The 24,329-nt window shown below is 55.5% G+C and carries 20 protein-coding genes; 15 read left to right on the forward strand and 5 right to left on the reverse strand.

The genetic code is table 11. The annotated features are described in order from the left end of the window. Positions 1–108 precede the first annotated feature (108 nt). The gene (locus WBG83_RS14710) at positions 109–621 is read right to left on the reverse strand and encodes a GNAT family N-acetyltransferase (RefSeq protein WP_336745887.1); all 513 of its coding nucleotides are present in this window, start codon (positions 619–621) and stop codon (positions 109–111) included. Between the two features lie 298 nt (positions 622–919). Here WBG83_RS14710 and WBG83_RS14715 point away from each other — a divergent pair, with 298 nt between their 5' ends. Both WBG83_RS14715 and WBG83_RS14720 read left to right on the forward strand, forming a co-directional pair. Next, complete coding sequence (locus tag WBG83_RS14715; RefSeq protein WP_336745888.1) at positions 920–1,573, forward strand: hypothetical protein; 654 nt, start codon at positions 920–922, stop codon at positions 1,571–1,573. Then, positions 1,573–3,279: a GMC family oxidoreductase N-terminal domain-containing protein gene (locus WBG83_RS14720; protein WP_336745889.1), complete on the forward strand. Its 1,707-nt coding sequence runs from the start codon at positions 1,573–1,575 to the stop codon at positions 3,277–3,279. The genes WBG83_RS14715 and WBG83_RS14720 overlap by 1 nt, the downstream gene beginning before the upstream one ends. A 284-nt stretch (positions 3,280–3,563) precedes the next feature. On the opposite strand, the gene WBG83_RS14730 is transcribed toward WBG83_RS14720, so the two are convergent. Next, the gene (locus tag WBG83_RS14730) at positions 3,564–4,361 is read right to left on the reverse strand and encodes an AraC family transcriptional regulator (RefSeq protein ID WP_336745890.1); all 798 of its coding nucleotides are present in this window, start codon (positions 4,359–4,361) and stop codon (positions 3,564–3,566) included. Between the two features lie 122 nt (positions 4,362–4,483). Here WBG83_RS14730 and WBG83_RS14735 point away from each other — a divergent pair, with 122 nt between their 5' ends. Next, positions 4,484–4,933 (forward strand): SRPBCC family protein, encoded by a 450-nt coding sequence (locus WBG83_RS14735; protein ID WP_336745891.1) that lies wholly within the window; start codon positions 4,484–4,486, stop codon positions 4,931–4,933. Between the two features lie 128 nt (positions 4,934–5,061). On the opposite strand, the gene WBG83_RS14740 is transcribed toward WBG83_RS14735, so the two are convergent. Beyond that, a complete protein-coding gene (locus tag WBG83_RS14740; protein WP_336745892.1) occupies positions 5,062–5,775 on the reverse strand; it encodes a hypothetical protein in 714 nt (237 codons plus the stop codon). Positions 5,776–5,983: 208 nt separating this feature from the next. Here WBG83_RS14740 and WBG83_RS14745 point away from each other — a divergent pair, with 208 nt between their 5' ends. Continuing rightward, positions 5,984–6,655, forward strand: coding sequence for a GNAT family N-acetyltransferase (locus WBG83_RS14745; protein WP_336745981.1), 672 nt, complete (start codon positions 5,984–5,986; stop codon positions 6,653–6,655). 581 nt (positions 6,656–7,236) lie between these two features. Here the strand turns inward: WBG83_RS14745 and WBG83_RS14750 are convergent. Beyond that, the gene (locus WBG83_RS14750) at positions 7,237–7,602 is read right to left on the reverse strand and encodes an ArsR/SmtB family transcription factor (RefSeq protein WP_336745893.1); all 366 of its coding nucleotides are present in this window, start codon (positions 7,600–7,602) and stop codon (positions 7,237–7,239) included. Positions 7,603–7,766: 164 nt separating this feature from the next. Here WBG83_RS14750 and WBG83_RS14755 point away from each other — a divergent pair, with 164 nt between their 5' ends. The 3 genes from WBG83_RS14755 to WBG83_RS14765 all read left to right on the forward strand — a co-directional run bounded on the left by WBG83_RS14755 (position 7,767) and on the right by WBG83_RS14765 (position 12,852). Then, a complete protein-coding gene (locus tag WBG83_RS14755) occupies positions 7,767–10,145 on the forward strand; it encodes a heavy metal translocating P-type ATPase (protein WP_336745894.1) in 2,379 nt (792 codons plus the stop codon). Positions 10,146–10,317: 172 nt separating this feature from the next. After that, on the forward strand, positions 10,318–10,953 hold the full coding sequence (locus tag WBG83_RS14760) for an FMN-dependent NADH-azoreductase (RefSeq protein ID WP_336745895.1): 636 nt from the start codon (positions 10,318–10,320) through the stop codon (positions 10,951–10,953). Between the two features lie 225 nt (positions 10,954–11,178). Beyond that, entirely contained in the window at positions 11,179–12,852 is a 1,674-nt protein-coding gene (locus tag WBG83_RS14765; protein ID WP_336745982.1) for a glutamine--tRNA ligase/YqeY domain fusion protein, read from the forward strand. Positions 12,853–13,032: 180 nt separating this feature from the next. Here WBG83_RS14765 and WBG83_RS14770 read toward each other — a convergent pair whose 3' ends face one another. Next, the gene (locus WBG83_RS14770) at positions 13,033–14,814 is read right to left on the reverse strand and encodes a DNA repair helicase XPB (RefSeq protein WP_336745896.1); all 1,782 of its coding nucleotides are present in this window, start codon (positions 14,812–14,814) and stop codon (positions 13,033–13,035) included. 491 nt (positions 14,815–15,305) lie between these two features. Here WBG83_RS14770 and WBG83_RS14775 point away from each other — a divergent pair, with 491 nt between their 5' ends. The 8 genes from WBG83_RS14775 to WBG83_RS14810 all read left to right on the forward strand — a co-directional run bounded on the left by WBG83_RS14775 (position 15,306) and on the right by WBG83_RS14810 (position 24,160). Continuing rightward, positions 15,306–18,161 (forward strand): cadherin-like beta sandwich domain-containing protein, encoded by a 2,856-nt coding sequence (locus WBG83_RS14775; protein WP_336745898.1) that lies wholly within the window; start codon positions 15,306–15,308, stop codon positions 18,159–18,161. Positions 18,162–18,322: 161 nt separating this feature from the next. Beyond that, positions 18,323–18,487, forward strand: a complete 165-nt coding sequence (locus WBG83_RS14780) for a hypothetical protein (RefSeq protein ID WP_336745899.1) — start codon at positions 18,323–18,325, stop codon at positions 18,485–18,487. 120 nt (positions 18,488–18,607) lie between these two features. Then, complete coding sequence (locus WBG83_RS14785) at positions 18,608–19,261, forward strand: response regulator transcription factor (RefSeq protein WP_336745900.1); 654 nt, start codon at positions 18,608–18,610, stop codon at positions 19,259–19,261. Between the two features lie 166 nt (positions 19,262–19,427). Continuing rightward, positions 19,428–20,486, forward strand: a complete 1,059-nt coding sequence (locus WBG83_RS14790) for a PAS domain-containing sensor histidine kinase (RefSeq protein ID WP_336745983.1) — start codon at positions 19,428–19,430, stop codon at positions 20,484–20,486. A gap of 52 nt (positions 20,487–20,538) precedes the next feature. Beyond that, a complete protein-coding gene (locus WBG83_RS14795) occupies positions 20,539–21,483 on the forward strand; it encodes a phospholipase D-like domain-containing protein (RefSeq protein ID WP_336745901.1) in 945 nt (314 codons plus the stop codon). A 228-nt stretch (positions 21,484–21,711) separates the two neighbouring features. Further along, positions 21,712–21,837: a cytochrome c oxidase subunit 2A gene (locus WBG83_RS14800; RefSeq protein WP_336745903.1), complete on the forward strand. Its 126-nt coding sequence runs from the start codon at positions 21,712–21,714 to the stop codon at positions 21,835–21,837. Positions 21,838–21,991: 154 nt separating this feature from the next. Beyond that, positions 21,992–22,462 (forward strand): cytochrome c oxidase subunit II, encoded by a 471-nt coding sequence (locus WBG83_RS14805; RefSeq protein WP_336745904.1) that lies wholly within the window; start codon positions 21,992–21,994, stop codon positions 22,460–22,462. Between the two features lie 24 nt (positions 22,463–22,486). Further along, positions 22,487–24,160, forward strand: coding sequence for a b(o/a)3-type cytochrome-c oxidase subunit 1 (locus tag WBG83_RS14810; RefSeq protein WP_336745905.1), 1,674 nt, complete (start codon positions 22,487–22,489; stop codon positions 24,158–24,160). Positions 24,161–24,329: the final 169 nt, after the last annotated feature.

The following is a 24,329-nucleotide window of genomic DNA, read 5'->3' on the forward strand; positions in this document are numbered from 1 at the left end:
CAAGCCTTTCAAATGGGCATACAAGGGTAAAGCCCTGAGCGTTTAAACGTTGGCCTATTTGCGGAATATAGCACTAGTTACAAGGCGGTTTGTATTCGGGTGGGATCGCTATCCCTCCGTCGGTTCGGAAGGTCCGGTCAAATCAAGCTGGTAAAATGTCAAATCGAGCCATTTTCCAAATTTATAGCCTGCCCTTCGTATCGTACCGGAGCAGGTAAAATCCAGCTTCTGATGTAATGCGATACTTTCATGGTTCGAGGCGTCAATCCCGGCAATTAGCGTGGCATATCCGTTCTTTTCAGCGAGGCTTATGATCTCGAGCATGAGCAGCTTCCCAGCTCCCCGTCCGCGATAATCCTTGTGCACGTAGACAGAGTGCTCCACGGTATATTTATATGCGGGCCATGCCCGGAACGGGCCGTAAGTGGCGAATCCCATTACATGCCCCGCCTCCTCTATAACCAGAATGGGATAACCGTTTTCCTGTTTGTCACGAAACCAGTGCAGCCGGTTTTCTAGTGTTTGCGGCTCGTAGGTGTAGACGGCGGTTGAATGTATGATAGCCTCATTGTAAATCTCCAGAATTTCAGGCAAATCCGATTCTTCAGCTTGTCGCAGCATAGGTGGCGACCTCCTTCGGTTTATCCGGTACGACGACTTCCTGGCAGTATCACTAAGTATAAGTCTACCATCATCCGGATTGAAGTGCTGAGGTGAAATTGTGCCAAAAGGTCATTGGATTTCGTCCATTTATCCGCACGGCGCATATAATCCGCTGAATCCCGTATGTATAGATTAGATGGGGCATTCTTCATCGAATATTGAGATGGAACACTTTTTTTGACGGCAAGAGGGACGTTTTCGATTAGCATTACCGGGGATAGATTCATCATGAGATATACGCAAAGGGGGGATTCAAATGGATGCGGCAAACGGCTGGCCAGGCGCTGTTTCCGAAGCTTGGCTGACGTTCAGAGCGCTGGTTGAGGCGATCGTGCCGGGTATGCCGCCGGGCGCCGGGGGACCTGGAGCGGAGTACTGGGCCGGTGCGGCAGATTTGGGGATTCATGAATATTTAATATGGGAACTGGACCACAGTCTGGCGCTGGCCTGCTGCCTCGGCTTGGCGAATATTCCACTCGCTGCGCCAACCGCCACAATGCTTAATGAAGGGGCTGCCCAGTATATTGCGGCCGGCAAGGCGCTAATCCCCCCTTGCTATACTAGCAGTGGCGGCTGGCCGTTTGCCAGCCTATCGCCTTGCGACCGGATTCGGGTGCTGGCGATGCTGGAGCAGCTGGATATGGATATAGGGCCTTTTCCCCTTCCGTACCGGCACGATGGCGGGCTGATACGATTTATGGCGGATTATTTGAATTGGGCGACCATGTTCGGCTTTTATTCAGAATGGTCTGCGTACGGAACAACCCGTCTGAGAACGCCGACAGAACGGGTGCTGGAGTGCTTTCCCACCGGCTGGCGTCAGGCTGGCTACCCCGGGGTAGCCAAGGGTTACCGGGCCTTGCGCGGCTTCTTGCTGACGATTCAACGGGAAGGGGGGGGAAGCTTCTGATGCTTGATGCAGATGTCATTGTGATTGGATCGGGCGGAGGCGGCGCAGTGGCGGCCAAGGAGCTTGGTGAGCTGGGTCTGAGCGTGCTGGTGCTGGAGGCGGGGCCGTGGTATGGAAACAGCAAATGGCCGGACCCTAACCGGGAGAGGGGAGGCCAGTGGAGCTCCAGTCATGCCGATTTGGACGTAGGGATTTACAAAAAAATATACAACGCCTATGAGAACAATATGAATGATAAGGTTTCGGGTGTAATCCGGTTCGGTCCGGCGGATCGGCACCGGGATCCCTGGTACCGGATCATGCGGCAGAAAGGGGCGATTTGGCAGGCATCCGGGGTTGGCGGGACTACGCAGCATTACTGGACCCAATCACCGCGTGCCTTTCCTGCGGCGATTGACGATGTTTGGCCGATTAGCTACCGGGAGCTGATTCCATATTATGAACAGGTGGAAGCTACACTGCCTGTGCAATTTTCGCCGACGACGCCCAAGGAGGAGCTATTTTACTATGGGGCCCGCAAAGCTGGCTGGACACTCAATCCGACGCTGAATGTTGTCACGCCGGGATATAGGCCGAACCCCAATGCAATACTGCCGCCAAATCCGCATCTGATGGACCCGGCGTACTCTATGGATCAATTCGATCATATGGAAGGGTGTACCCTCAAGGGACAATGTATGAACGGCTGTACGGCGGGTCCGTCTATGGATAAAATTGCCAAGCGAAGCACGCTGGTCAGTTATATTCCGCTGGCGCTCCAAACAGGCCGGGTGGCGATCCGGCCCAATTCATTTGCGGTCCAAATCTTGACAGAAAGTGACCCGAAAGGGGGGCTGCGCGCCTCCGGCGTGCAGTTCCGTGACACCTGGACAGGCGAAATCGGCGAGCTGACCGCCAGAACAGTCGTTATGGCTGCTGGCTGTATCGAATCGCCCCGGCTTTGGTTCAACTCCGGTCTGCCCCATAATGCCTGGGTAGGGAGGGGGCTGACCAATCATTATTTTGACTGGGTGGGCGGCGTGTTTGATGAGAAAGACCTGATGTCGATTCTGGGTGTTCCGTCCGTGTACCCCTATGTCGGCCATACCTCCGGTGCGAGGGTGGATATTCCCGGTACCGGAATATTTCAGGTTTCTTGTCTTAGCCCCGGAATTATGGCGAATCTGACCTACGGATTTAGTGAGGCGGGCTATGATATGCTCAATCCGCCGGAGCCCGGAGAGCCGTGGGATATTCGGGGCCGGGTTGTCGGTCCGAAGCTCAAGGAGCTGATGGCGAATTACAGCCGTACGATGACGATGCTGCTGCTCACGGATGACGATACCCTATACAGCAACCGGGTAGAGGTGGATCCGCTGTGGAGGGATGAGCATGGCCCCGTGCCTGTCATCCATTACACGCCGAACCGGAGAACGCTTCAGCGGCGGGATCAATTGGCCCGGTATGCATGTGAAACGCTGCGGCAGGCCGGTGCCCAAACCATCATCCGGTCGGATTCCCCGGCGGGCTGGATGCTCCATTTGGAAAGCACCATGCGGATGGGCTTTGTCGTGGATACTCATTGCGAGGCGTACCAGGTCAAGCGGCTGTTTATCGCCGACAACAGTGTGCATTTTAACGGCATCGGGGGGCCGAATCCGACACTGACCACACAGGCGCTGGCTACTCGTATGGCTCGAAAGCTGGCGGAGGCTTATTTCAGTTGAGCGACAGAGGACTGCGCTGCGCGCAGCTCCCCGCAAGCGGTGCTTCACTGTATGTCGGCGCTTGTGTCGCTTGCCCGCTGTGATGATGATCGGGCAAGCGTTCTTGATATAGAACGTCCCCTGAGCATAGCTTCAGGGGACGTTCTGCTGAGGTCATTCAACCTGCTTCTTCCAATACTCCCATGCCGTTAGATAGCCCGGCAAATCATGCGGGTGATGCTGAAGGCAAGTTCCGATTCGGCAGTACAGCTGTATCAGCCGTTATACCGAAAATTCCCGGCTGCTTATCTGCGGCCGTATTCCTCCGGTGTTTTGCCAATGACGGTTTTGAAGTCCCGGATAAAATGCGATTGGTCATAATAGCCCAAATCGGCGGAGAGGCCGGGGCCCGCATGAACGCGATCCAGATCGAGCGCTTCCGCGGCATTCTGCAGCCGGTACAGCTGAATGACCCATTTGGGGCTGACTCCGACATACTGGTTGAACAGCCGCTGCAGCCGCCGGATATTCAGGCTGAATTGCTGGCAGATGTGCTCCACTCTCGTAATATGACGGTCTTCCTGTATCCGATCGATCATGGTATTGATGTACTGAACGGTTTCATCCGGCTCCGGCAGCTTGCTCTGAAGCAGGGCTTCGGCGAGGGCGATCATGGCGTCCGGTGATGGTGCGGATCTGATTTGCTGCGCCTCAGCTTCGGCTCCGGGGCCGAATATATCCGAAAGCGCCAGCGATTGATCTGTAAGTCTGGAGAGCGGTGACTGGAGAAACGGATAAAATCCGCCGGGGCGGAATTTGACGCCGAAGGCGTGTCCTGTTCCCTCAAGAATCTTTGTATATTTGCTGCTGGCGGCGCCGTAAATGCCGCTTCGTTGAGCCTCAATGACCAGATTTACGCACGGGTTCGGGACAACGTCTTGGGCGTGGGGCTCTTCCCCGGATAAATCCCAGCTGACGATCCAATAATGCTTAACGAACGGGCTCAGCTGTGCGGAGGGCGCATATCGGGACAGATGGAATTTTTCCCCGGCTTCGTGGAGTTGAAGGATACCCATACTGGGCGTGGGAACAGTTGGTTTCATGGTTGTCACTCCTGTCTGCAGGTGTCGTGTTTTTACAATACGTCTATCGCTTCCCGGTTTATACTGAATGACAGCAGCGGCTGATCCGGTAAATCGACGAATCTATAAGGAGAGAGAAAATCATGAGTCTGAACTATGAATTCTATATCGGCGCAGAGCCGGAGCAAGTGTGGGCCGCCCTTGTTTCACCGGAGGGCACCCGTCAAACCTTCTTCGGATGTGTTATCCGTTCGACCTTCCGGGAAGGGGACGCGTTTGAATATATAGGCCCCGGCAAGGATGGGGAGGCAACGGTTCATGTTTACGGAACCATTCTGGCCTGCGTGCCGAACCAGATGTTAAGCTATATCGAGCATCCGGGACCTTCGTATTATGCAAACCACGCGGAGCTGGAATCAAGAGTGACCTTCACACTGGAGCAGACTGGAGGCTGCACCAAGCTGAAGCTGGTGAATGATCGCTTTTCGGACAACCATCCTTCGTACGGCAATGCAGAGAAGCATTGGTGGATGATTTTGAGCCATATCAAAACTTGGGTGGAAACGGGCAAATCACTGGATTTCGGCTGGTGAGCCCCAGCCCCATACAGTGAGTGATCCTAGCGTAATGCAGGACGTTGTAGAAATCAGCGTATCGTTTATTGATCCGGCCGGGCGGCCCTGCGGGAGACGATAGGCTATCGTATCAGGTTTCGGGCAGCTTAGGGGGCTGCCTTTTTTTGTGTTTGGATGAGGGTATCCAGCGTTTCAGTGACGAACGCTCCCGGAGTGATAGCGCGGTGCCCGGGCCAGTAACTGATGCGGAAGGAGGAGCCGTCCTGCAGATGAACGCGCAAAAAATAGTTGTCCCTGTTCAGGTCGCCGGTCTGCTTATACATGGCACCGAAGCCGATGTAGGGGAGCTTGAGGAATTCCTCCTCAAACCGGCGGACGGCCTCCGGAGAGAAGCCGGACAGGGGGGCGCCATCGTCCGTGCCTTCAAAGCGGATCCCGGTGATTTTCCCCTGAATATCCATGAGGTCAGAGAGAACCTTGGCCTTCGAATGGTTTGCCGACTCATACAGCTCGCCATTGGCCAGAAGCCGGAATTCCGGGTTGTAGCCTTCTACCGCATAGATCACCGTTCCTTCCGGGAGCAGGGCAGCATCGCCATTTTGCAGCTCATAATCGGAGCAGGCATGACCGGAAAGCATATAACCGACTTCACCGGCCTGTCCGGAAGGCTTCAGCGAAGCCAGGTCACTCTCGTGAAAATTGCGCGTATATCGGATGTCATTGATCTTCAGGGCATCAACGTATTCTATTGTGGCATACGGGGGACAGGCTTTGGAGCCTGTAACCCAGGACGGGGCCTGCATATGGGAGCCGCAGGAGATCAGCAGCATCAGACCGCACAGCAAAATAACAGGTTTCAAGCGGGATGTCCTCCTTCGTTATACATAGCAGACGCAGCAAAACGGAGATTTGTTTCAATAATGAACCTTTTTTAAACCAAAACGCCAAAATTCGGGTGAAAATCGCTCAAATATTTGTATCTCATCTGGGAATGGTTTACAATACGGAATGGTAGGCTAGGGACGGGAACACGCCCGAAAGCTAGGAATTGGGGAGGAATGCATAATGATGAAATACCAACGGATAACAAGTATACAGGACCCGTTGTTTGCAAGTATGCATCAGCTGATGCAGGAGGTATTTCCGCCGGAAGAGGTGCTGGCGTTCGATTTGTGGAAGGAGCCGCTGGAGGACCCGGACATCCGTGTGTTTGTTGCCGTCCATGAAGGCAAGGTGGTCGGGGCGACGGAATACCGTTACGTTCAGGATCTGAATGTTGCGATGACGGACTTTACGATTATTGGGCAGCCGGAGCTGGGCATCGGCCGGTTTTTATTTGTGAAGCGGCAGGAGGATCTTATCGCTTTGGCGGAGGCCAACGGAAAAAATCTGTACGGCATGTTTGCGGAAATTTATAATCCGTACCGGCAAAAGGACCATGACTTTGGCGGTGTAAAGCCGATGGATCCTTATGTGCGCCGGGAGGTGCTGAGTCATCTGGGATATCAAAAGCTGGATTTCGATTATGTGCATCCTTCCTGGGAGAATGATGGTCAAGCTGTAACGGGACTGGACTTCTGCTTCATGCCGATTGAAAAAAATGTGCATGAGGTGCCGGCGGACCTGGTGGCGAGATTTCTCCGCTGGTATTATTCCGTCCTGTCCAATAAGCCGCAGGAGTGGAATGAGATGGTGGAGCGGCTGGAGAAAAAGCTGGCGATCCGGCTGCTCCCCATTTAAAGCGACTGTTATACCTAATACCTAAACAAAACGATCTGCTCCCGGCGGATCGTTTTTTTATGCTGGCTGGCTTGCCGTTCCTTTACACGCCGGGCATTTGGAATATCATTTTTCGGGAAATATATGCTGCTCCGGCCCCAGCCATCTAGAAACCTGCTGTCCTGCTGTCAGCTCCCTGCGAGGTCTGCGAGTCTATATTCACGTTGTATTACACCTCGCAGAAGCTCCGTTTTAGCAGGCGTTCGTCCAGCATATTTCCGGTTTGCTTATCAATGGTTTGCCGCCATAGCTCATTTTTCCGGAAAACACCATGGTCCGTCATAACAAAACGATGCTCTTTTTCGGTGATATGGTACGTCTGGCAGCCATCGGCGGGAAAATTCGGTTCCCCACATCCGTACAGACGGATTCACCGGAAAAATGGAACACAAGGAGGCGCAGCGAAATATACTGTCAGAGCAAAAGCTGCAGGGTCTGGCGTATTCGTGCCCCGTCCCGATGCCGGATGAAGCGGAAGCTTCGCGTGGATTTACTGAGATACTACCGGGAACGAGGCTACAGCCCTGGTAAGCCGGAAAAAGCTACTCATGTCCCAGGTGCTGCAGCGTTTGAACAAGAATTTGTTCGATATGCTCGTCATCTACTGAGTAATAGACGGTTTTGCCTGCTTTGCGGCGTTTGACGATACGCAGGTTGCGCAAATAACGCAGCTGGTGGGAGATGGCGGATTGGCCCATGTCCAGCAGGACGGCCAAATCGTGCACACAGAGCTCTCCGGGCAGCAGGGCGTGAATCATTTTGATGCGGGTCGGGTCGCCTAACGCTTTGAACAAATCCGCAAGCGCTGCCGCGGAATGCCCGGGGAGCAGGCGCTCGGTGCGCTCGGTTTCGAGGGTGTTTGTTCCGCCGCACCCGTCTTCGCATGTATCGGAAATGATGGATTCCATGGCAGTCACCTTTCAGGGTCGTTTTTCATTAGTATAACAAATTGTAAGTTGCTCTTGCGCGGGAAAACATAATAAGGGTACAATAAGATTAACATATGAATAATTACTCATATATTCATTTTGATGTAATGATTACGATTTGAAAGGCAAAGAGGTGAACGGCCATGATGCAATACCGGGTAAAAGGCTTGTCCTGCGGCCATTGCGCCGCTCAAATGGAAGAACAAATTCAAAAGCTGGCCTATGGCGATACGGCTCGTTTGCAGTATAACAGCAGCAAGCTTCTGGTTGATGAGCGGGTACAGCTGGACGAGGTGGAGCACATTTTGCGCAGGGAGGGCGCGCGCCTGGTGAAGCCGGAAGGCCGGACTTCAGCGGGCTCTGCAGCTTGTGAAGCCGCTGCCGGGCAAGAACAGCAGGAACCGCGAGCTATGGTCCGTCCGCTGGCTATGGCTGGTGTTCATGGCAGTCATGAGCCTTCCGAAGCGGACTGCTGCGGCCATGATGATCATGGCGGAGCAGACAGCAGCCATGATCATCAACTCCGTCAGGGCAGTGCGGGGTACCGGGCAGCTGAAGATCGTTCTGAAGCGCTTCACGGCCATGCTCATGCGCATTCCTACGATGAACACGGCCACGATCACGACCACGAGCATAACAGCGGCGTATTGATGAAGGCCTTGCTCGGAACAGCCGCTGTTCTGTATTTGGCGGCGATCCTGCTGCAGGACAATGCCTCCGGGGCGCTCGTCATTCCGCTCTATTTGGCGGCTATCGCTAGTAGCGGTTATACGACCTTCTTCAAAGGTATTCGCAACCTGATGAAGCTTCGATTTAATATGGATACCTTGATGACCATCGCTCTGATAGGCGCCATCGGCTTGGGGGAATGGAAGGAGGCTACCCTGGTTGCGATTTTGTTCGGGGTCAATGAGTGGCTGGAAGGCATGGGCATGGAACGCGCCCGGCGCTCGATGGAAGCACTGCTTCAGGCTGCTCCGAAAGAAGCGATTCGCCTTGCTCACGGCCGGGAGGAGGTTGTGCCGGTTGCGCAGCTGCAGGCAGGCGATATTGTGCTGGTGCGCCCCGGCGGGCAAATTCCGTCCGACGGCGTCGTGATCAGCGGCCGCAGCTCGGTAAGCGAGGCGGCTATTACGGGAGAGCCGCTGCCGGTGGATAAGGTGACCGGAGATGCGGTGTACGGCGGCAGCTTGAATAATGAAGGGGTGCTGCAGCTGCGGATGACCAAGGCGTTCGAGGATTCCTCCTTGGCGAAAATTCTGCATCTGGTCGAAGAAGCCCAGGATACGAAAACACCGACGGAGCTGTTTATTAACCGCTTTTCCCGTTATTACACGCCGGTTATTATGGTGATCGCTGTGCTTGTGATGGTCGTTCCGCCGCTTGTGCTGGGCGGCTCGTGGGACACCTGGCTGTATCAGGGGCTGGCTGTTCTGATTGTCGGCTGCCCCTGCGCTCTTATTCTATCTTCGCCGATTGCCATTATATCGGGCATTACCCGCAGCGCCCGGATGGGGATTCTGATTAAAGGCGGCGTGCATCTGGAGCAGCTCGGCCATATCGATACGCTTGCGTTTGATAAAACAGGAACCTTGACCAAAGGGGAGCCCAAGGTTGAAGCGGCGATTGTTTATGATGAGAGCCGGTTCTACACCGTGCTTCGCGCGCTGGAAGAGGGCTCTTCTCATCCGCTGGCCAAAGCGGTGCTGCGTTATGTGGAGGAGCAGGCCGCCGGCAAGGCTTCGGCTGATTGTGCCGATACCTCGGCATTTACCGATATTCGTGCGGTACCGGGGCAGGGCATGATCGGCTTCTGGAACGGGGTGACGGTGACTGTCGGCAATGAGCAGAGTGCCGCCGGCTTGCAGCTCCCTCAAGAGGTCCGGGACGATATTGCCCGCCTGAAGGAGCAGGGCATGACGCTGGTGGCGGCGGCCTGCGGCGGACAAGTGCTCGGCCTGCTCGGCATCGAGGACGAAATCCGCGAGGAAAGCCGCGGGGTTATCGCCGCACTGCACCGCCGCGGGGTGCGTCATACCGTCATGCTCACAGGCGATCATCCCCGGACAGCGGAGCGGGTGGCCCGCGCGGTCGGCGTGACGGACTGGCAGGGCGGCCTGCTCCCGGAGCATAAGGTGGAGCAGGTGAAGAAATTGGCGGCCGCAGGGCGCGTCGCGATGGTGGGGGACGGCATGAATGACGCCCCGGCGCTGGCCTCCGCCAATCTCGGAATTGCGATGGGCAAAGGGACTGACAGCGCGCTGGAAACAGCCGATGTGGTGCTTATGCAGGATCACCTCGGACGATTGCCTGACGCGATTATGATTGCGCGAAGGGTCAACCGGATCATCAAGTGGAATATCGGAATTGCCCTTGGCTTGAAGATTATCGCGCTGCTCTTAACGATTCCGGGGTGGCTTACACTGTGGATCGCCATTTTGTCCGATATGGGCGCAACGATTCTTGTGACGCTGCTCAGCTTGACCGTCATGCTCGATTTCTCCCGACGGGACCAGGCTTAAAGGAAGTTCCGCACCGCGCGCAGCTCCCGGCGCGCGGTGTTTTGCTGTATGACGGCGGTCGGTCGACCACGTGATTGGACCGATTTGGAGGAGGCTGCGGATGTATAGCGCGGCCAGGACAGCGCAGGCTAATAGGGACTTTGACTTTATGAAAAGGCAGGTATCGGTCCATATGGCAACCTTATTGTACATTACCGCGCATCCTCACGATCATACGCAGTCCTACAGTATGGCTGTCGGCAAGGCGTTTATAGATGCCTATCAGTCGTCTCACAGCGGAGATCAGGTGGTTCACCTGGATTTATACCGCGCCGATATTCCCGCTATCGATGCCGATGTGTTCAGCGGCTGGGGCAAGCTGCGGTCCGGAGGCTCCTTCGATCAGCTGTCTGCTGCGGAGAAGGCCAAGGTGGGCCGGTTAGGCGAGCTGACAGACCAATTCGTAGCGGCGGATAAATATGTTTTTGTGACACCGATGTGGAACTTCTCGTTCCCGCCTGTGATGAAGGCGTACCTGGATTCCGTATGTATGGCCGGCAAAACCTTCAAATACACCGCAGAAGGACCGGTAGGGCTGCTTCCCAACAAAAAAGCGCTTCACATTCAAGCCCGCGGCGGCATTTATTCCGAAGGCCCCGCAGCCGCAATGGAGATGGGCCACCGGTATATTGGCGTCATTATGCAATTTTTTGGCATACCGACCTTGGAAGGGCTGTTCGTAGAAGGACATAATCAGTTCCCGGACCGGGCGGAAAGCATCAAGGAAGAAGCGATTGCCAAGGCGAAGCAGCTGGCGGCAGCCTTTTGATTCAATCGCTTACGCATCAAAGCATCAATAAGCATCAAGCTGAATCCGGCCTTGATTTTCAGGGGAATGCATGGCTTCCTCTGAGAAATCAGGGCTTTTTGCTGCAAACCGATTCGCATGTGAAAAAATGTTTCATTTCCGGCTTTATAACTGCTATCCATTTTGTGTATGATAGAAAGTAATTATTTTTTTGCTATCCAACGTAAAGAAAGGTTGTTGATGGGGATGGAGAACACGGCTGCAGCCACTTCGTCTAATTTTATCAAGCACATCGTGACGGAGGATTTGAATACGGGCAAGGTGAAGGAAATTGTAACCCGTTTCCCGCCGGAGCCGAACGGGTATTTGCATATCGGCCATGCAAAGTCCATTTGCCTGAATTTTGAGCTGGCTGACGAATTTAAGGGCCGCACCAACCTGCGCCTGGACGATACGAATCCGCTCAAGGAAGACGCCGAGTATGTACAAGCCATCAAGGAAGATGTCAAATGGCTTGGCTTTGAGTGGGACGGGCTGTTCTTTGCATCGGATTATTTCGAGGAAATGTACGAGCGTGCAGTCCGCCTGATCCGGAAAGGCGCAGCCTACGTCTGTGATTTGTCAGCCGATGAAATCCGCGAAACGCGCGGTACGCTGACCCAGCCGGGCCAGGACAGCCCGCACCGCGGACGCAGCGTGGAGGAGAACCTCGATTTGTTTGCACGTATGCGCGCCGGAGAATTCAAGGACGGCCAGAAGGTGCTGCGCGCCAAAATCGATATGGCCTCCCCGAACATCAACCTGCGTGATCCGGTGCTGTACCGTATTGCACATGCGATTCACCATAACACCGGCGATAAATGGTGCATTTATCCGATGTACGCTTTTGCCCACCCGCTGGAGGATGCCATTGAAGGCGTGACGCATTCCATTTGTACACTGGAGTTTGAGGATCAGCGCCCGTTCTACGACTGGGTCATTGCGGAATGCGAAATGGAGAGCCAGCCGAAACAGTACGAGTTCGCCCGTTTGAATATTACCAACACGGTAATGAGCAAGCGGAAGCTGAAGCTGCTTGTAGATGAGAGCGTCGTCGATGGCTGGGACGACCCGCGGATGCCGACAATTAGCGGGCTCCGGCGCAAGGGCTTTACACCGGAGGCGATTCGCGCCTTCTGCCGGGAGATTGGCGTTTCCCGCAGCAACAGTCTGGTGGATTCGCGCAACCTGGACTTTTTCATCCGGGAGGATCTGAAGCTGAAGGCGCCGCGGACGATGGCGGTGCTGCAGCCGCTCAAGGTGGTCATTACGAATTACCCGGAAGGGCAAATCGAACAGCTTGAAGCGGAAAATAACACCGAAGCGCCGGAAATGGGCAACCGCCATATCCCGTTCTCCCGGGAGATCTACATCGAGCAGGATGATTTCATGGAGGAGCCGCCGAAGGGCTACCACCGTCTGTATCCGGGCAACGAGGTTCGGCTGAAGCATGCATACTTCATCAAGTGCCAAGAAGTGATTAAGGATGCGGACGGCAACGTGATCGAGCTGCGCTGCACCTACGATCCGGAGACGAAGAGCGGCAGCGGCTTCACAGGCCGCAAGGTGAAAGGAACCATTCACTGGATCGAGGCCACACAGGCTGCACCGGCTGAATTCCGGCTGTTTGAGCCGATTTTGAACGATGATGCCGAGGATGACGGCGAAGGGTCATTCCTGGAGCATATTAACCCGAATTCGCTGGAGGTGCTGCAGGGCTTTGTTGAGCCTCAGCTCGGCAGCGCGAAGCCGCAGGATAAGTTTCAATTTTTCCGGCATGGCTACTTCAATGTCGACTCGAAATATACTACGGCTGGCAAGCCGGTCTTCAACCGGATCGTATCGCTAAAAAGCTCGTTCGATGCGGGAAAAGGCAAGTAAGCCATTTCATTTCAAATCCCGCTGCGCCGTGCGGCTGCCATTTGCGGCAGCGGCTTACCGCGGTCAGCGATTCGGTCAAAATAACAGCCCGGTGCCCGGACAACCGCCAATGAAGGCGTGCCCGGGCACCGGGCTGTTCTGGTTTTGCTTACGGCGGGACAAGCAACACGTATTGACGGGTCAAACCGGTAACGGCCGCTCCAGGCGGGACGGCGTCGTTTTGACCCGCGCCCATTCTTCAATCTCGTAGGTGTAGCCCTGTTCCGCCAAAAAGCGCTGGCGCTTCTGCGCATCCTCGGCATCCCTTGTCCCGCGTGTCACCAAGGTGTAGAAGCGGGCGGTACGCCCGTCGGGCTTCGGCCGCAGCAGCCGACCCAGCCGCTGGGCTTCCTCCTGCCGGGAGCCGAACTGGCCGGACAGCTCTATAGCGATGCTTGCATCGGGCAGATTAATGGCGAAATTCGCGACCTTGGAGACGAGAAGCACCTTGATTTCGCCGCTTCTGAACCGGCTGAACCACTGCTCCCGTTCTCCGGCAGGCATCCTGCCGCTAATCAGCGGCGCATTCAGACGGCCGGCAAGCCTCTGAAGCTGCTCCAGATATTGCCCGATGACAAGGGCCGGCTCCCCGGTATGCCGCTCCAGCAGCCGCTGCGCCGCATCCAGCTTGCGCTCGGCTTCAGCGGCGATCCGGGCCCGGCTCCGCTTGCCCGCCTCGGTATACCGGCTCCGCTCCTCCGGGGTTAAATCAAGCCGGATTTCCGTACAAGCCGCTGTGGCGATCCAGCCCTGCTGTTCGAGCTCCTTCCACGGCAAATCATATTTTTTGGGGCCGATGAGGGAGAAAACGTCCTGCTCCATGCCGTCCTCCCGGACCAGTGTTGCTGTAAGCCCGAGTCTTCGTTTGGCTTGAATATCCGCAGTGATGCGAAAGACCGGCGCAGGCAGCAGATGCACCTCGTCATAAATGATGAGCCCCCAGTTGCGCAGCGAGAACAAATCGAGATGGGGAAAGCTGCTGTGCCGAGCCGGCCGGTGGCTCACAATATGATAAGTCGCTACTGTCACCGGGCGAATCTCTTTGTGTTCACCCGAATATTCCCCGATTTGGCGCTCTTCGAGCGTTGTTTTGTCCAGAAATTCCTGAATCCACTGTCTGGCAGCGGTAACGCTTGATGTCAGCACAAGCACCTCGGCCTGCACATCGATGGCTGCGGCAATGCCGATGACGGTTTTGCCGGCGCCGCAGGGCAGGACCAGCACGCCGCTGCCGCCGAAGTCCGAGCCTCCGGCGTAGAAGCTGTCCGCAGCCTGGCGCTGGTATTCCCGCAGCCGAAACGCTACGCCGGTCCGAGTCTCCTCCCGCCAGGCAATGTCCAGGGGCGAGCCCTCGGTATAACCGGCGATATCGCTGACCGGGAAGCCGAGCTTCAGCAGCTCCTGCTTGATTAGGCCGCGGTACGGGCTGTGTACGGTGACGTATGAATCTGCGCCGGCGTATGCGGCGGGCGAGCGCTCTGCTCCCGGCGAGTCCGGGCCGCAGGAGGTGCCCTTGTCACCGTCAGCTTCGTCGCGGCCCGCCAAATACGGCTGCAGACTGCGGTAACGCCGCAGCTCGGCCAGCGCGGCGGGATCGCTGCTGTACAGGCGCAGCTCTGTGCCGCAGCGCTCCAGCCGCAATAGGCCGAAGCGTCCCAGGAGCGTATCCACTTCCCGCAGCACTGTGCCCGGCACAGGATATTTGCTGTACTGCCGCAGCACATCCGTTGTCTGGGCGGCCGTCAGGCCTCCGGCAGCGGCGTTCCAGAGCGACAGCGGTGTCATGCGGTACGTATGCAGGTGCTGAGGGCTTTTTTCCAGCTCTGCAAAGGCGCTTAGACGGCTGCGAATTTCGGCGAACCGGGGATGGCCTGTTTCGATCAGAACCGACATGTCGCTTTGAACAATAAGGGGCTTATCCATTTCGTCCTCCTCGGTAAGCAGCAGTCCGGGCCTGCCGCAGATGCTTCTAGTATTTCCCACTTGTCTTCGAATTACCGGCAAGGCTAATTTAACAGCACTTTCCGATTATGAGGCTGTTCTTCGAAAGCCCGGTTCGTCTGCCGGTCCCCCTGCATTAGCGGACGCGTTAAACACAGCTGCGCGCTTAAATGCGATGTATGCAGCAGCGGAATCTGCCGCATTTCGTCAGGTTTTGCGGGCATTGGACGTTGTTTTTGAACAGTTGATGTGATTAGGCGTTGTTTTCTTGCGTGAAAGGGGTTACATTACCAAAAATAGAACGAATGTTCGCTTCATGCCGTTCTTTATTTTCACTATAGTTATAGATAGGCATTCTGCAAAGCTTGTCACGAACCGTCATCATGCCGCCGTATTCCGGCATCAACATAACTTGAAACCGAATGCTGCCAGATTATGCGCCCGTCGGGCTGCAGAGAGAGGGGAATAACATCATGAATCAACCCATGAGGGGATATCCGGACAGAAGCGGCCGGTGCAGCTTGCTGCTTGCTGCCGGGCTTCTAATGCTAATGGCCGTCCTGTTCCTTCGGCCGTCGGCCGCCGGAGCGAGCACGCCGAATTTGAACCAGCTTGAGGTCGGTGTTGACAGTTATTTTTTGTTCACGTTGGATTATGAGGTTCCCGCAGATTCGACAGCCAATAAAATCCGCGTTCAGGTTTATTCGCTGACCGGCGACGAGCTTCAGTTTACAGAGACGTACACCAGCTACTCGCCCGGCTCCCATCAATCCCGCAGATTGTACACTCCACTTTCTCCCGGAGCCTACAAGCTTAGGGTGACGACGTACAATAATCTCGTTACTCCAGACCCTGATAACCCGGCGAGCCCTGGTGATATTGCGGTCACCGTCTATGATAACCACGGCAGCGGATATATCATTTCCCCGGGGGATAGGACCCTGCAGGTGCCGGTTACGTTGTGGAGCAAATCCGGTCTTCAAGCGGGGATTCCGATTGAAATTGAAGTCATGGGCGGCAATGAAGGCTTTTACTCTTATGCCAGTTTCTTGAGCTCGGCTGCTGAAGGCGGAGCGCAGTATAGCGGCTTGCCGCCCGGTTATTACAGAATTGTCATTCCCGCCTTTGCTGCGGATGGCATTCAATATGGGGAAGAATCACAAAAATTGCGGATTTCGGAAGAAGCGGACGACCTGATCATTAGCTCTTTCGAGCTGTCCCCGGAAAACCTGCCGACCCAGCTCGAATTTGAGGATACGGATTTGGAGGCGGGGTATATTTCTGGCGAAATATCCTGGGAGGCGCCTCAAATCGACGAGGATACCATTCAGGAGTACCGTGTGTACTTCGAGAATGCCGCCGGTGCGAAGCTCGACAGCGTCCCTCTGGTGGCCGAGCCGGTCAATTTGGACCAATACGGCTATTACTGGATTGAGGTGCTGCGTGCGATTGTGCCCGAAGGCGCGGCATGGCTGCAGCTTTACATTTGGGACGGGGTGAACGAGCAGAGAACGCCTGCGGTCGTCAAGCTGTGGGATGTGCCGGTTATTCCAGACGCACATCTGGAGGACGACAGCCCGGCATCCCATGTGATTAGCCCGCTGGCGGTATGGCCGAAAGCCCGCGCCGAATCCTTGTTTGCCGCTTATGTGATTTCCAGGGCAGGGCAATACGGCTCCGAATCTGAAATTGTGGCGCGTATTCCGGCAGCGAATGCCGATCAATACAGCTATGGGCTGCCGCAGATTACAGCGGCCGGCCTCACGGAAGCTTACCAGGGCTATTACCTTGGGGTTGAGCTGGAAGACGGCACCCTCGGGCCGGTGCAAGTGCCGCTGCTCCTTGCGGATCGTTTGGCTATAGACGGAGCTTTGCCGGAGCCGCTGCCCAACCCGTATTCGGAAGCGGGCTTCAGCTATGCGGCACCGCAGAACGTCACGTTTTTGGATACGGACCCGGTTGACGGACAAATCGGAGGGCTTCTGACCTGGACCAATGAAGAGATTTATAACACGCCGACGGCCTTTGATATTTATTTTATGGACAGCAGCAATCAAGTGGTCGGCTCCCTTGCGCGAATTTTTTATGACAGGTGGGTGTTTCCCGACGCGCAGCGTCCGACGGTGTCGTATCGCATACCGGATCATACGCCTGTGCCGGACGGGGCTGTCACAATTGGCATTTATACCCGTGTGGCCGAGTATACCAGCACTGTGCCGGGAACGGTCGGCATTCAGGAACGGGGCGGGCTGGCTTCACTTATCGTGACTCCCGGCACGATGTCCCCGGCCTTCTCCACAGGTACGCTGTCTTACACGGTAACTGTGCCAAGCTACGCGGATGCTGTGGAGGTTCAGGCTGCGGGCAATCAAGCTGCAACGGCGTTATCTATTAACGGCATTATTGCTTCAAGCGGTGTATCAAAAACGGTGCTGCTGAATCCGACATCGCAGGTAACCGTAATTCCGGTCGATGTGTACTCCGCCTCCGGACAGAACACGGAGTACAGCATTACGGTGGTGAAAGGCACGCCGGCTCCAGTATCGTTGGAGCTGGGCAGCTTGTCGCTAAGCGCGGCTTCGGTCGCTTTTGATCCGGCCCAAAAGGAATACAGTGTAGCGGTGACAGGCAGTGTTTACGACATTACGGTTACTGCGGCGCCTAGCGATAATCGGGCGGTATTGAACATTAACGGAACACAGACCGGGCACAAAACGGTACACCTGACGGAAGGGATGAACGTCATTACCGTAACCGTGTCCAGTCCTAATGAAGGGGAATCGGGTAGCGATACGTATCGAATCTATGTATACCGCGCATTCAGCGTAGATGATCCGGTGTCTACGGATTTGGCAGGCCTGTCGGTGACCCCCGGTACGATTCATTTTGATAAAAATACGCTGTACTATTCGCTGAGTGTGCCTGCCGGGATCAGTGCCGTGTCCGTAACTGCCGCAGTGTACGATCTGCGGGCTGAGGTGGAGATGAACCAGCAGCCGTTCATATCGCCTCAAGCCCTGGAGCTGGAAACGGGCTTGAACCTGTTCGCGATAACGGTCAAGGATCCGAATAATGCCGCCAATTATAAGGTGTACCTGCTGAGCATTACCCGCGAGGACACGGCGCAAGAATCGCCTGTACGTCAGGCTATCCGCGCTGCGACGGGCAGCGAGCCCGGTGCCAAAATACGGCTGGACGCGCTGATGCAGTTTTTGAATAGCCCTTCCAGCAGGCAGGATTGGAACGGAGACGAAGTGTTTAACGCGGACGATTTGAGCGTCATTTTGCAGGAGACCGATCCGTATTTTATCGTCCCGGCTTCATCCTAGGTTCCATACAGGCGGAAAGCATAATCCTGTCTAAATCAAATTCCCGGGCCGAGCAGGTGCCGGGAATATTTTTTTATCACAAGCTGTGACTTTTGTTACAGCGCGGGACTGTGAAGGGGGAGCATACTGAAGGAAAACGTTTCTGCAGGAGGACGAGGAAGATGGCGCATCCCCATGAGCACGAGCATTGCAGCAGTCAAAACGCGGAACGGCCGGGAAAAGCTTGCTGTGGCGGCTGCCGCTCCCGTCAGGAGCATGAGCATGAACACCGGAATGAGGCCTCCTTGCGGGGGGAACATGAGAAGGGGGAAGCATCGAACGAATAAAGGTACAGGCCGCAGCATCGCGATCATAGCCAGCAGGGGGCTGCATCATGTATCATTAGGGATATGACATGAAACGATAACCCTGAGGAGCAGGATGAGACCCTCATATGGAGGAATGGGATGATAACGATTCTGATCGTTGACGACCATGCGATGCTGCGCTCCGGTCTGTCGATGCTGCTGGACGCCCGCCCGGATATGCGGGTCATCGGAGAGGCGGCTGAAGGCGGGGAAGCGCTGCTGAAGGCGGCCGATTTGAGGCCGTCGGTGGTGCTGATGGACCTGAGCATGCCGCAGGGCAAGGACGGTATGACGACAACGGCGGAGCTGAAGAAGCAGATGCCGGAGGTAGCGGTGCTGGTTTTGACGATGCACGATGATGAAGAATATTTGCTGCAGTCTATCCGGGCGGGAGCGTCCGGTTATATTCTGAAAAGCGCCCCGCACGATGAGCTGCTGACAGCGATCCGTACCGTATCGTCCGGGCAGGCGTATTTGAATCCGAGCGCTACCAAACGGCTGATGAGTGAATATACGGAGCGAGTCCGCCATGGCGAGAACACGGACTTATATGAGACGCTGTCGGAACGGGAGAAGGAGACGCTCGCCTGGACAGCTAAAGGATATTCCAACAAGGAAATCGCCGAGCAGCTTTGTATTAGCGTGAAGACGGTAGAAACTCACAAAAGCAATGTCATGGAAAAATTAAACCTGAAATCCCGTCCGGAATTGATTAAATATGCGTTAAAAAAGGGGCTGCTGCAATTTGAGTAGCGATTTGGAGAAGGAACAAGAATGGGATGAACGCCCAGTATTCCCGTTGAAGCCGGAGCGTGCGGAATGGCTCCGGCCCGCGGGGCAGGATGAGGCCGCGGCGGATCGGGAGCCGGAAGGCCACCACCGCCGGCGGGGGGTTATCGGCGAGCATGCGCCTGAGCTTATGGCTGTGCTGCGGCAGGAAGGGGCTTTGGACGAGGCCATGCGCGGGAAGCTGCAAACCTCGCTCAAGCAGCTGCTGGATTTGAAATTTGCGCTGGACGAATCGTCTATCGTGGCGATGACGGATCAGCGGGGCATGATCCGGTATGTCAATGACAAGTTTTGCTCCATCTCCGGCTATTCCCGTGAAGAGCTGCTCGGCAGCGATCACCGGATCGTCAATTCAGGCTACCACAGCAAAGACACGATGCGGCGCCTATGGCGGACCATCTCGGAGGGCTATGTATGGCGGGGCGATTTGAAAAATAAAGCCAAGGACGGGACGTATTACTGGGTTAACACGACCATTGTTCCGTTTCTGGACGAGCAGGGCAAGCCGTATCAGTATTTGGCCATCCGCAATGAGGTGACGGAGCTGAAGCGTGTGGAGGAAGAGCTTCAGCAGACGATGCTCCGTATGATGCGTATTCAGGAGGAAGAGAGGAAGCGGATTTCCCGCGAGCTGCATGATGGAATCGGCCAAAGCCTGTTCAGCCTTTTAATTCATATGGACCGTATCCTGACCCGAGAGCAGCATGAAGGAGTCGCGGCTCTTCGCGGGGAGCTGTCGCATGTCATTGAAGAGGTGCGGACCATTTCCCGGGAGCTGCGGCCATCGGTGCTGGACGATCTGGGCATTGTGCCCGCGATTCGTTCCTATCTGCAGGCGTTCACGGAGCATACCGGCATCCGGGTTCAGCTGGATTCCACGCTCCGGGAGCGGCTTGATATTCAAGTGGAAACGACCATATACCGGATCATTCAGGAGGCCATGACGAACATTCACCGTTATGCGGGGGTTGGCGAAGCCAGCGTGACGATTAGCGAGAACGGCAGCCGGGTCCACGTGCTCATTGATGATGAAGGCGCGGGCTTCGATTCCGGGCTGCGCTGGAAAGGCGTAGGGCTGTTTAGCATGGAGGAGCGGGCACGAAGCGTGGGCGGCACCTTCCATTTGGATTCTGCGCCCGGACAAGGCACTCATCTGCATGTCGTCATTCCGAAATCGACAAAAAAATAGTCCTTTCAACAATCCTCTCGTTTTGCTACGCTGAGAACGGGGGGATTTTGTTATGCCACAATTACTGGGAGATACGTTTTCCGCTGTTTTTCTGGCTGATTTGGCCAAATGTACACAATCGGTAACGATCGTTTCACCTTATATTACGTATCCGGCGGTTCAGCAGCTGCTCGACAATCTGCCTGACTCGTGCAAAAGCCTCACCATGATTACGATTCCTATGGGCTTTGATTACATCTCAGGCGCGGTGGATATTGCGGCTCTGGCTATGCTTCGCCGGGCCGGCTTCAGCATACGCACGCTGGATCGGCTGCATACGAAGCTGTACGTGCTGGATGACAAGGCCGCCTATACCGGCTCGGCTAATTTCACCTCAAGCGGCTGGTGCCTGGACGGGAGCGGGAATGTAGAGGCTATGGTGAGAATCAAGCTGACCGGCGCTGACCGGATGTACCTCAAACAGCATTATGTGGAGCCCTCCGTGCCCTTTGCCGTAACAGATGGAATCGTACAGAAGGTGAAGGCGATGGAGGATGCCCATAAGCAAGCGCTCGATCACATCCGTCAGCGGAAGGAGCAGCTTCATACAGAAATGAAAGCGATTACGAAGCGTGCTGCAACAGGACGAACGGAGCCAGGCTGCTTCATGATGTTTTCCAGGCGCTACCCGCCTATCCGCAAATACCCGTATGTTTACCGCTTCGCTCTAAGCAAGGGCTCCGGCGAGCAGGCGCTGGAGGACCAGCTGGATTTTCATTTGAAGCTAGGCGGTGAACAGGCCGACGCCTTCATTATTGTCCCGCACCGTACGATGAAACGGGTGTTGACCAAATCCCATTTGGACGGAGCCCACAAAGCCTGGCAGTTCCAAATCAGCATTGACAGCCAGTGCGTCCCGCACTTGCGTTCCTTTAGCAGCAGCGGCAAAGAAACGGTCATTGCCCTGGATTCGGGCTCGCTGCAAGGGCAATTGCCGGGCACGACGTATGTTATTTGAACGGGCTTTTTGGGGGGGAAGCAGGTTTTCCGCGTTTATTACAAATCCATGAACAATAACGGCTTCCCGGCGGGGCAGAGCGGTTCGGAGTGACTTAGGTCACAGTCCGGGCCGCTTTTTCTGTCTACTATAAGAGTATTGAAAGTCACACCTGAAAGTGCGGTGAAGCAAGAAGCTTCGGTTTCACACGGGATGCCGCTAAGGTCAATAAGAACGGAGGAATTCATCATGTCCGACAAGAAACCACCGGAACCGTCCCTGAAGGGCACGCTTGCTGCGGTCATGCTGCTGGGGTTGTTTATTGCTTGCTCGTGGATTGCGGTCTTTGTGTTGTTCGTCAGCCGGGGCAGTTAACAAGCCATAGGGGCGTGTCATTGACAACAGAGGCCAAACAGAGACAAGGCCACGCAGATGGGCAGGCAGGCTGGCGAAGCGGCAGAGAGAAGCCGCGGGAGAAAGGACCACCGACAGAGGGAATGAAAAGGGAATGAAAAGGGAGTGAATGGCGATGCATATGCATAAATACGAAAAAGGCTGGCTGGCCTTCGGGGGATCGATGATTGTCATCTTCCTGGTCGTGCTCGGCATAGGGGCTTTTACGATGGGAATGGCGCCTCCAGGCAGCCATACGCATGCGATTGACCCGGAACGAATCAAAGAAACGGCACCCTTCGACAAGCCGGGCTTGCGGCATCTCGGGGACAACGAGTATGAGGCGGTTATGATTGGGCAGGCGTTCGGGTATTTGCCGGAAAATATGGAGGTTCCCGTCGGCGCCAAGGTCAACTTCATTGTAACGAGCCCGGATGTGGTGCACGGCTTTGCGATTCCGGGAACGAATGTGAATCTGATGGTCGTTCCGGGGGAAGTGAACCATCTGTCGCATACGTTCAATGAGCCCGGCACGTATTTGGTCATCTGTAATGAATACTGCGGGATCGGCCACGAATTTATGAAAACGACGATTGTCGTGAAGTAGAGAACCGGAAAGGGGATTAACCCGATGAATACCAAACCAATCCGCGCCTTTGCGGAAAACATAAAGCTCCATCCGGGCGATGCCAAGCTCAGTCTGGTACACATTCTGTTCGCGTTCGGGGCGCTTGTGCTCGGGGCTGTGGCGGGCATGCTGCAGGGCTTTGTACGGGGACCGGGGATGCAGCTGCCGGGTGGAATCGGCTATTACCAGCTGCTCACAGCGCACGGGGTGCTGATGGCACTTGTATTTACGACCTTCTTTATTATCGGCTTCATGTATGCCGGCTCCAGCTATGTCGTGGGGGGTTCCCTGCTGCGCGGCGTCAGGAAGGCCGGGTGGGCCGGATTTATTCTGATGGCGGCCGGAACGATTTTGACGGTCATTATGATTTTGCTGAACAAAGCGACGGTGCTGTACACCTTTTATGCCCCGATGAAGGCTCATCCACTGTTTTACATCGGACTCACTCTGGTTGTGGTCGGCAGCTGGATTAGCGGGTTCGGCTTGTTCGGGCAGTATCGCTATTGGAAAAAAGAGCATGGCGGTAAGCTGTCGCCGCTCTTCCTGTTCATGGCGGTCGTGACGATGGCGATGTGGCTGATTGCGACAATCGGCGTCGCCGCGGAGGTTCTGCTGCTCCTGCTGCCATGGTCGCTCGGCTGGGTGCCGACGGTCAACGTCATGCTGTCGCGGACGCTGTTCTGGTACTTTGGGCATCCGCTCGTATATTTCTGGCTGCTGCCGGCGTACATGTGCTGGTATGTCATAATCCCGAAGGTCATCGGCGGCAAAATATTCAGTGACGCGCTGGCCCGGTTATCGTTCATTTTGTTCCTGCTGTTCTCGATTCCGGTCGGCTTCCATCATCAGCTGACGGAGCCGGGCATCTCGCCGGTGTGGAAATTCGTACAGGTCGTTCTGACCTTTATGGTCGTGATTCCATCCTTGATGACCGCGTTCTCTTTGTTCGCTACCTTTGAGATTAGCGGCAGGGCGCAAGGCGCCCGCAGCCTGTTCGGCTGGCTGAAGAAGCTGCCTTGGGGCGATGTCCGGTTTTTCGCGCCGTTTATGGGGATGCTGATTTTCATTCCGGCCGGTGCAGGCGGAATTATTAACGCCAGTAACCAGATGAACCAGGTGATTCATAATACGCTGTGGGTTACAGGCCACTTCCATCTGACGGTAGCGACCAGCGTGGCGCTGACCTTCTTCGGGATCGCCTACTGGCTGCTGCCTGTTCTGACCGGACGCACCTTGACCAAGGTCATGAACAAGCTGGGCATTATTCAGACCTGGGTATGGACGTTCGGGATGTTCCTTATGTCGGGGGCGATGCACTGGATTGGGTTATCGGGAGCGCCGCGTCGTACGGCCTACACGACTTATGACGATCATGCGACAGCGCTGGGCTGGATTACGTATGAGAAAATGATGGCGTTCGGCGGATTCATCCTGTTTATCGGCATTCTGATTCTTGTCTACATCGTGCTGGAGCTGACGTTCTTTGCCGAGCGCGGGGAGGAAGAATTCCCGATGGGTGAAGTGGCGGAGGAAGCGGAACCGACACCGGCTATCTTCGAGAGATGGAAGCTGTGGGTTGGCCTGGTCATTGTGCTTATCCTGTTTGCCTACACGATTCCGACCATTGAGATGCTTCGGACGGATGTGCCGGGATCGAAGCCATGGATTACGTGGTAGCCAGCGGGAGGGCAGACGCTGGACAAATTTGGGGCTGACGCTGTTAATCACAGGGGCGGATGCAGTATAAACAACGCGCGAGAACCTAAGGCGCGTGGCGGCACGGCGCGGCGGTCGTTCGAGCCACACGAGTAAAGCGGGCGCAAGGAGTCCGCTTTATTTTTTTCAT

The sequence above is a fragment of the Paenibacillus sp. y28 genome (assembly GCF_037137075.1).
Classification (GTDB): Bacteria; Bacillota; Bacilli; order Paenibacillales; family NBRC-103111; genus JBBBNV01.

What these genes read in the sequence shown, in the direction of transcription:
- WBG83_RS14710 (WP_336745887.1), bottom strand. Translation starts at nt 621, where the DNA reads ATGCTGCGACAAGCTGAAGAATCGGATTTGCCTGAAATTCTGGAGATT.
- WBG83_RS14715 (WP_336745888.1), top strand. Translation starts at nt 920, where the DNA reads ATGGATGCGGCAAACGGCTGGCCAGGCGCTGTTTCCGAAGCTTGGCTG.
- WBG83_RS14720 (WP_336745889.1), top strand. Translation starts at nt 1,573, where the DNA reads ATGCTTGATGCAGATGTCATTGTGATTGGATCGGGCGGAGGCGGCGCA.
- WBG83_RS14730 (WP_336745890.1), bottom strand. Translation starts at nt 4,361, where the DNA reads ATGAAACCAACTGTTCCCACGCCCAGTATGGGTATCCTTCAACTCCAC.
- WBG83_RS14735 (WP_336745891.1), top strand. Translation starts at nt 4,484, where the DNA reads ATGAGTCTGAACTATGAATTCTATATCGGCGCAGAGCCGGAGCAAGTG.
- WBG83_RS14745 (WP_336745981.1), top strand. Translation starts at nt 5,984, where the DNA reads ATGAAATACCAACGGATAACAAGTATACAGGACCCGTTGTTTGCAAGT.
- WBG83_RS14750 (WP_336745893.1), bottom strand. Translation starts at nt 7,602, where the DNA reads ATGGAATCCATCATTTCCGATACATGCGAAGACGGGTGCGGCGGAACA.
- WBG83_RS14755 (WP_336745894.1), top strand. Translation starts at nt 7,767, where the DNA reads ATGATGCAATACCGGGTAAAAGGCTTGTCCTGCGGCCATTGCGCCGCT.
- WBG83_RS14760 (WP_336745895.1), top strand. Translation starts at nt 10,318, where the DNA reads ATGGCAACCTTATTGTACATTACCGCGCATCCTCACGATCATACGCAG.
- WBG83_RS14765 (WP_336745982.1), top strand. Translation starts at nt 11,179, where the DNA reads ATGGAGAACACGGCTGCAGCCACTTCGTCTAATTTTATCAAGCACATC.
- WBG83_RS14770 (WP_336745896.1), bottom strand. Translation starts at nt 14,814, where the DNA reads ATGGATAAGCCCCTTATTGTTCAAAGCGACATGTCGGTTCTGATCGAA.
- WBG83_RS14775 (WP_336745898.1), top strand. Translation starts at nt 15,306, where the DNA reads ATGAATCAACCCATGAGGGGATATCCGGACAGAAGCGGCCGGTGCAGC.
- WBG83_RS14780 (WP_336745899.1), top strand. Translation starts at nt 18,323, where the DNA reads ATGGCGCATCCCCATGAGCACGAGCATTGCAGCAGTCAAAACGCGGAA.
- WBG83_RS14785 (WP_336745900.1), top strand. Translation starts at nt 18,608, where the DNA reads ATGATAACGATTCTGATCGTTGACGACCATGCGATGCTGCGCTCCGGT.
- WBG83_RS14790 (WP_336745983.1), top strand. Translation starts at nt 19,428, where the DNA reads ATGGCTGTGCTGCGGCAGGAAGGGGCTTTGGACGAGGCCATGCGCGGG.
- WBG83_RS14795 (WP_336745901.1), top strand. Translation starts at nt 20,539, where the DNA reads ATGCCACAATTACTGGGAGATACGTTTTCCGCTGTTTTTCTGGCTGAT.
- WBG83_RS14800 (WP_336745903.1), top strand. Translation starts at nt 21,712, where the DNA reads ATGTCCGACAAGAAACCACCGGAACCGTCCCTGAAGGGCACGCTTGCT.
- WBG83_RS14805 (WP_336745904.1), top strand. Translation starts at nt 21,992, where the DNA reads ATGCATATGCATAAATACGAAAAAGGCTGGCTGGCCTTCGGGGGATCG.
- WBG83_RS14810 (WP_336745905.1), top strand. Translation starts at nt 22,487, where the DNA reads ATGAATACCAAACCAATCCGCGCCTTTGCGGAAAACATAAAGCTCCAT.